The sequence below is a fragment of the Deltaproteobacteria bacterium genome (assembly GCA_005879795.1).
Lineage (GTDB): Bacteria > Desulfobacterota > Binatia > DP-6 > DP-6 > DP-6.
Window position 1 is genome coordinate 1 of record VBKJ01000122.1, and the last position, 7,567, is coordinate 7,567.

General features: G+C 69.9%; 4 protein-coding genes. 2 read left to right on the forward strand and 2 right to left on the reverse strand.

The window, feature by feature from the left end:
* Both E6J59_06435 and E6J59_06440 read left to right on the forward strand, forming a co-directional pair.
* Positions 1–3,377: response regulator (locus tag E6J59_06435; GenBank protein TMB21123.1), on the forward strand; the 3,377-nt coding region annotated here is incomplete at its 5' end.
* Between the two features lie 16 nt (positions 3,378–3,393).
* Positions 3,394–5,544 (forward strand): response regulator, encoded by a 2,151-nt coding sequence (locus tag E6J59_06440; protein TMB21124.1) that lies wholly within the window; start codon positions 3,394–3,396, stop codon positions 5,542–5,544.
* On the opposite strand, the gene E6J59_06445 is transcribed toward E6J59_06440, so the two are convergent.
* Together E6J59_06445 and E6J59_06450 are read right to left on the reverse strand one after the other, a co-directional pair.
* Entirely contained in the window at positions 5,501–6,106 is a 606-nt protein-coding gene (locus tag E6J59_06445; protein TMB21125.1) for a hypothetical protein, read from the reverse strand. The two genes, E6J59_06440 and E6J59_06445, sit on opposite strands and share 44 nt — an antisense overlap.
* A gap of 7 nt (positions 6,107–6,113) precedes the next feature.
* Positions 6,114–7,567: AAA family ATPase (locus E6J59_06450; protein TMB21126.1), on the reverse strand; the 1,454-nt coding region annotated here is incomplete at its 5' end.

The window sequence follows — 7,567 nt, forward strand, 5'->3', positions numbered from 1 at the left end:
TGAAGGGCGAGATCCTGGAGCTCAAGAACACCGTGAACACCATGGTGGATCAGTTGAGCTCCTTCGCCTCCGAGGTGACGCGCGTGGCGCGCGAGGTCGGCACCGAGGGGAAGCTCGGCGGCCAGGCGCAGGTGCGCGGCGTCTCGGGCACCTGGAAGGACCTGACCGACAACGTGAATTTCATGGCCGGCAACCTGACGAACCAGGTACGCGGCATCGCCAAGGTGGTGACCGCGGTCGCGAACGGCGACCTCGAGCGGAAGTTCACCGTCGAGGCGAAGGGCGAGATCGCCGCACTCGCGGACACGATCAACAGCATGATCGACACCCTGGCGACGTTCGCCGATCAGGTGACCACGGTCGCGCGCGAGGTCGGCGTCGAGGGGAAGCTGGGCGGGCAGGCGAGCGTCCCGGGCGCCGCCGGCACCTGGAAGCATCTGACCGACAACGTGAACCAGCTCGCGGCCAACCTGACCACGCAGGTCCGCGCCATCGCGGAGGTGGCGACGGCGGTCACCAAGGGCGACCTCACGCGGATGATCACGGTGGAGGCGATGGGCGAGGTGGCGGCGCTGAAGGACAACATCAACGAGATGATCGTCAACCTGAAGGACACCACCCTCAAGAACAGCGAGCAGGACTGGCTCAAGACGAACCTCGCGAAGTTCAGCCGCATGCTGCAGGGCCAGAAGGACATGCTCACCGTCGCGAAGCTCATCCTCTCGGAGCTCGCCCCGGTGGTCGAGGCGCAGCACGGCGTCTTCTACATCATGGAGAGCAAGGAGGAGCCGGTGCTCCGCCTGCTCGCGAGCTACGCCTACCGGGCGCGCAAGAACGTCGGCAACGAGTTCCGGCTCGGCGAAGGGATCGTCGGCCAGGCGGCGGTGGAGAGGGAGAAGATCCTCCTCACCAACGTGCCGCCCGACTACATCCAGGTCACCTCCGGCCTCGGGGAGGCGCCGCCGCTCAACATCCTCGTGCTGCCGGTGATCTTCGAGGGCCAGGTCAAGGCCGTGATCGAGCTCGCCTCGTTCGCCCGCTTCAGCGCCACGCACCAGGCCTTCCTCGATCAGCTCATGGAGTCGATCGGCATCGTGCTCAACACGATCGCGGCGAACACCCGCACGGAGGACCTGCTCAAGCAGTCGCAGTCCCTCGCCACCGAGCTGCAGGTCCGGCAGCGCGAGCTGACGCGGAGCAACGCCGAGCTCGAGGAGAAGGCGAAGCTGCTGGCCGATCAGAACGTCGAGGTGGAGCGGAAGAACCGGGAGGTGGAGCAGGCGCGGCAGGCGCTCGAGGAGAAGGCGTCGCAGCTCGCGCTCACCTCGAAGTACAAGTCGGAGTTCCTCGCCAACATGTCGCACGAGCTCCGGACGCCGCTCAACAGCCTCCTCATCCTCGCGGAGCAGCTCGGCGGGAACCCCGAGGGGAACCTCACGCGCCGCCAGATCGACTACGCCAAGACGATCCACGCCGCGGGCAACGACCTGCTCAAGCTGATCAACGACATCCTCGACCTCGCCAAGATCGAATCCGGGACCGTGACCATCGACGCCGCGGACGTCGCGGTGGCGGACCTCGTCGACTACGTGGAGCGGACGTTTCGGCCGGTCGCCGAGTCGCGCGCGCTCGACTTCACGATCGAGGCCGACCCGCGCATGCCGGCGGTCCTCCGCACCGACTCGAAGCGCCTGCAGCAGGTGCTCCGCAACCTCCTCTCCAACGCCTTCAAGTTCACGGAGCACGGGAGTGTGACGCTCCGGGCGGGCCTCGCACGCGAGGGATGGAACCCGGACAACGAGGTGCTCAACGAGGCGCCGGCCGTGGTGGTCTTCTCGGTCAGCGACACGGGCATCGGCATTCACCCCGAGAAGCAGCAGATCATCTTCGAGGCCTTCCAGCAGGCCGACGGCAGCACCAGCCGCCGGTACGGCGGCACGGGGCTCGGCCTGGCGATCAGCCGCGAGATCGCCCGGGTCCTCGGGGGCGAGATCGCGGTCGTCAGCGCCCCCAACAAGGGGAGCGCGTTCAAGCTCTACCTCCCGCACCTGCACCCGGCCGCCCGCCCCGCCCGCGGGAGCGACGCTGCGCTCGACACGGAGCGCCCGCCCGCCACACACCTGGCGGTCACGGTGGAGGGGCCCGCCGCGGGCGCCGAGCCCCCCGCGGAGGAGGTCGAGGACGATCGGCACGACATCGGACCCAACGACCGCGTCCTGCTCGTGATCGAGGATGACCCGCCCTTCGCGCGCGTCCTCCTCGAGCAGGCGCACGCCCGCGGCTTCAAGGCCGTCGTCGCGGCGCGGGGCGCGGCTGCCATCGCGCTCGCCCGCCGGCTCCAGCCGCATGCGATCACGCTCGACATCAGGCTCCCCGACATCGACGGGTGGCGGATACTGAACCAGCTGAAGCAAGACCTGGCCACGCGCCACATCCCGGTGCACGTGATCTCGGTCCAGGAGGAGCCCGAGAGGCTCGCCCGCGGCGCCGTCGGCATCGCGGTGAAGCCGCTCACGGGCGAGGCGATCGAGGCGGCGCTCGCGCGGCTGGAGGACTGCGTCAATCGGCCCGTGAAGAACCTCCTGCTCATCGACGACGACCCGCTCCAGCGCGAGCGGCTCGTCGAGCTGATCGGGAACGGGGACGTGCACACCACGGCGGTCGCAACCGCGGGCGAGGCGCTCGCCGCCCTCAGAGGTCAGCGCTTCGACTGCACCGTCGTCGACCTCGGGTTGCCCGACGTGGGCGGGGTCGAGCTCGTCGAGCGGCTGCGTCAGGAACCCGAGCTCGGGGCCTGCCCGTTCATCGTATGCACGGCGCGAGAGCTCACCCCGCAGGAGCAGGAACGCCTCGAGCGGCTCGCGCAGAGCATCATCCCGAGGAACGCCGAGGCGCCCGAGCGCCTCCTCGACGAGACGGCCCTCTTCCTCCACCGCGCCGTCGTGCGCATGCCCGAATCGCAGCGGCGGGTGCTCGAGCGCCTGCACGACCTGAACGCCCCGCTCGCTGGCAAGAAGGTGCTGCTCGTCGACGACGACATCCGCAACATCTATGCGATGACGAGCATTCTCGAGCGGTACGACATCACGGTGGTGTCTGCCGAGACCGGCCGGGAGGCGATCGGCATCCTGCACGGACTGCCCGGGATCGACGCGGTTCTCATGGACATCATGCTGCCCGAGATGGACGGCTACGAGACCATCCGGGCGATCCGCGAAGGGGCCGGGTTCACGAGCCTCCCGATCATCGCGGTCACGGCGAAGGCCATGAAGGGTGACCGCGAGAAGTGCATCGAGGCCGGCGCATCCGACTATCTCGCGAAGCCGATCGACACCGAGGAGCTCCTCTCGCTGCTCCGGGTGTGGCTGTCCCACTAGGAGTGGCCTGGAGGACGTGGACCAAGACACCGTGGGGCACGGCATGACACCGGAGGCGCCGGGTATCCTGATCGTCGACGACAGCCCGGACAAGCTCGTCGCCATCGAGTCGATCCTGCTCGACCTGCGCGTCGACATCGTCAAGGCCCGCTCCGGTAAGGAGGCGCTCCGGCGTCTGCTTGCGCAGGACTTCGCCGTCGTCCTGCTCGACGTGCGGATGCCGGGCATGGACGGGTTCGAGACGGCCGCCCTCGTCCGGCAACGATCGAGGACGGCACACACGCCCATCATCTTCATCACTGCCTTCGGCGACGAGACGCACGTGGCCCGGGGGTACTCACTCAAGGCGGTGGACTACATCCTGACTCCGGTCGTGCCCGACGTGCTGCGCACGAAGGTGTCGGTCTTCGTCGAGCTCTTCCGCGCCACGGCGGAGGTGAAGCGGCAGGCAGACTCGCTGCGGCAGCGCGCGGCCCAGCTCCACCGGCTGGCCGACTCCTCGCTCGCCATCAACTCCGCGCTCTCGCTCGACGCGATGCTCTCCGTGCTCACCGCGAGCGCGCGCGAGATCCTCGGCGCGGAGCGGGCGCTGGCGCTGGCGCGCGTGGATGAGCTCCGCATGCACCGCGCGGTCTCGGGTGGGTCCGCGATCCCGGACGCAGACGATATCGACGTGGCGGTTTCCTCGGTGGTGTCCGAGACGAACCGGGCCTACCGCACGACCCGGCTGCTCCACCCGCACCACGCCGGTCTCCGCGTCGATCGGCACGGGGATGGCCGGCCGCGGACCTACGACGTCCTGGCGGCCCCGTTCACCAGCCGCGACGGGCGGAACATGGGCCTGATCGAGGTCTTTGGCGATCCCGGTCGCAGCCTGACGCAGGAGGACGAGGATCTCCTCGTCCAGCTCGCGCAGATGGCCTCGATCGCTATCGAGAACACGCTCTTCAGCGAAACGCGCGAGGCGAACCGCCTCAAGGAAGAGTTCCTCTCCATGGTCTCACACGAGCTGCGTACCCCGCTCAGCGCGATGCTCTCCTGGCTCTGGATGCTGCGCCGGAAAGCACTCGACCCGGAGGCCGCGGCGCGGGCCATCGAGGCGGTCGACCGGAACGCCAAGGCCCAGGCGCGGCTCGTTGACGACCTGCTCGACGTCTCCCGCATCATGACGGGCAAGCTGCAGCTCAACTGCCGTCCCCTCGAGCTGGGACCCGTCATCGAGGCGGCGACCGACTCGTTCACGGCCGCGGCGGAGGCGAAGGCGATCACGCTCGCCCGGTTCTTCGATCCGGCGACCGGCCGGGTGCTCGCCGACCCGGAACGACTCCAGCAGGTGATCTGGAACCTGCTCTCGAACGCCATCAAGTTCACGCCGCGCGGCGGCCGCGTCGAGGTGCACCTGCGCCGCGTGGACTCGGACGTGGAGGTGCGCGTGAGCGACACGGGGCAGGGCATCGCGCCGGGGTTCCTGCCCTACGTGTTCGAGCGCTTCCGGCAGGCGGACGCATCGTCGAAGCGGACCAGCGGCGGGCTCGGCCTGGGGCTCGCCATCGTGCGTCACCTCGTCGAGCTACACGGGGGAAACGTCGCCGCGCTGAGCGCCGGCGAAGGGCGGGGCGCCACCATCGTGGTGAGCCTCCCGCTCACCACCCGTCACGAGGAGCAGCTCCCGGCACCCGGAAGCGCCGCCGTCGTCGAGGCGACCCGGCCGGCGGAGGCCCCGTGCGGCCTCGACGGGATGCGCGTGCTCGTGGTCGAGGACGAGACGGACACGCGGGAAGCGCTTTCCGCGATCGTGTCCCAGGCGGGCGCCATCGTTGCAGCGGTCGGCAGCGCGCCGGAAGCGCTCAGCAAGCTCGCCGCTTGGCGGCCGGACGTGCTCGTGTGCGACATCGGGCTCCCGGCCGAGGACGGCTACGCGCTGATCCGAAAGGTGCGCGCCCTCACGGTGGATCAAGGCGGTGACACTCCGGCGGTAGCGGTCACCGCCTATGCGCAGGCGAGCGATCGCGCGCGCGCGCTCGCAGCCGGCTTTCAGGCCCATCTGGCGAAGCCCTGCGAGCCCGGGGAGCTGCTTCGCCTGCTCGCGCGGAGCGTTCGGGTTGGCTCTCTTCGCCAGCCTGCTACGGCTCGTCTGCCGACCCGCGGTGGCGCTCGAGGAGCCTGAACTTGTTGCGCGCCGAAAGGAGCTGCAGCCGGAGCGATTCGGCTTGCGTCCCGATCTCCACGAACTCGTCGGCCTGGGCGGCTCGCGCAAGCTCCGCCGAGTCCTCGGCGAGCCGGCCCAGGCGGTCGTCGATCTCGCGAAGCGTCAGGACGTCGATGCGCTCCCCCGCTCCGGCGTTCTGAGCCGTCGCGGCGACCCGCTCCACCAGGCGGTTCACCTCCCCCGCCGCCTCGCCCAGCGCCGCCCATCGTTCCAGCAGCTGCCCGAGGCTCTCCGTCCGCTGCCTGATCTGCTCCGCTCGCGCCTGGACGGCGCGCGACTGCAATTCCTGGCGGTCGCGCGCCGTCGCAATCGCGCCCACCAGCGCTCGGATGTGCTCGCCGAGCCGCGCCTTGCTGTCCTCCAGCTCGCTCAGCGCCCGCGCCGCGCGGCGCAGGTTCTTCTCGGAGTCGAGGCGCTCGCGCTGGATCCCGGCTGCCAGCGCCTCGTACCGGCACAGCTCCGCGTCCAGGCCTTCGGCGGCTGTGGCCAGCCCGAGCATGTCTGGCTTGCGCTGGGTCACGGTCGCGTCAGCCGGCGTCGACGGGAGGAGCCGGCGCCTTGAGCGGCGCATAGCGGAACACGAGCCCGTCCGGCCCCGCGTCGACCTCGACCCGCCCGCCGTCGCGAAGCTGCCCGAAGAGCATCTCGTCGGCGAGCACGCGCTTGATCTCCGTCTGGATCAGGCGAGCCATCGGTCGCGCGCCGAAGGTCTTGTCGTAGCCGCGCTCGGCGAGCCAGCGTCGCGCTCCGGGCGTGAGCTGGACGGTCACGCGGCGGGCGAGGAGCTGCCCGTCGAGCTCGGTCACGAACTTGTCCACGACACGCTCGACCGCCTCCGGCGTGAGCGCGCCGAACTCGACGACCGTGTCGAGGCGGTTGCGGAACTCGGGGGCGAAGAGACGCTCGAGGGCCTTCTTCCCCTTGTCCCTGTTCGACGGGTCGCCGAAGCCGATCGCCGCCGCGGCCATCTCCTGCGCGCCGGCATTGGTGGTCATGATGAGGATCACGTGCCGGAAGTCGGCCTTGCGGCCGGTGTGGTCGGTGAGCGTGGCGTGGTCCATGACCTGGAGCAGGATGTTGAACAGATCGGGGTGCGCCTTCTCGATCTCGTCGAGCAGGAGGACGGCGTGGGGCGTCTTGCGGATCGCGTCGGTCAAGACCCCGCCCTGGTCGAAGCCCACGTAGCCGGGGGGGGCCCCGATCAGCCGCGACACGGTGTGCTTCTCCATGAACTCGCTCATGTCGAAGCGCAGGAACTCGACCCCGAGGGCGGACGCGAGCTGCTTCGCCACCTCGGTCTTGCCCACGCCCGTCGGGCCGGCGAAGAGGAAGGAGCCGACCGGCTTGTCGGGCTGGCCGAGCCCCGCGCGCGCGAGACGGATCGCCGAGACGACGGTGTCGATGGCGTGGTCCTGCCCGAAGACGAGGAGCTTGATGTCGCGGTCGAGCGTCAGCAGGCGGTCGCGGTCGGAGACCGAGACGGTGCGCGCCGGGATCTTCGCCATGGTGGCGACCACGTGCTCGACGTCGCGCGTGCGCACGGTCTTCTTCTGGCGGCCGGCGGGCTGCACCCGGAGCGCGGCGCCGGCCTCGTCGATCACGTCGATCGCCTTGTCGGGGAGGAAGCGGTCGTTCACGTGCTTGGCGGCCAGCTCGGCCGCGGCGCGGAGCGCGCGGTCCGTGTACGTCACGCCGTGATGCTTCTCGTAGCGGGGCCTGAGCCCGCGCAGGATGGCGTGGGTATCCTCGACGCTCGGTTCCGCCACCTCGATCTTCTGGAAGCGGCGGGCGAGCGCGCGGTCGCGCTCGAAGTGGCTCTTGTAGTCCTGGTAGGTGGTCGCGCCGATGCAGCGGAGCTCGCCCGAGGCGAGCGCCGGCTTCAGGATGTTGGACGCATCCATCGAGCCGCCCTGCGTCGCGCCGGCGCCGACCACGGTGTGGATCTCGTCGATGAAGAGGACGGCGCCCGGCTTCGCCTTGA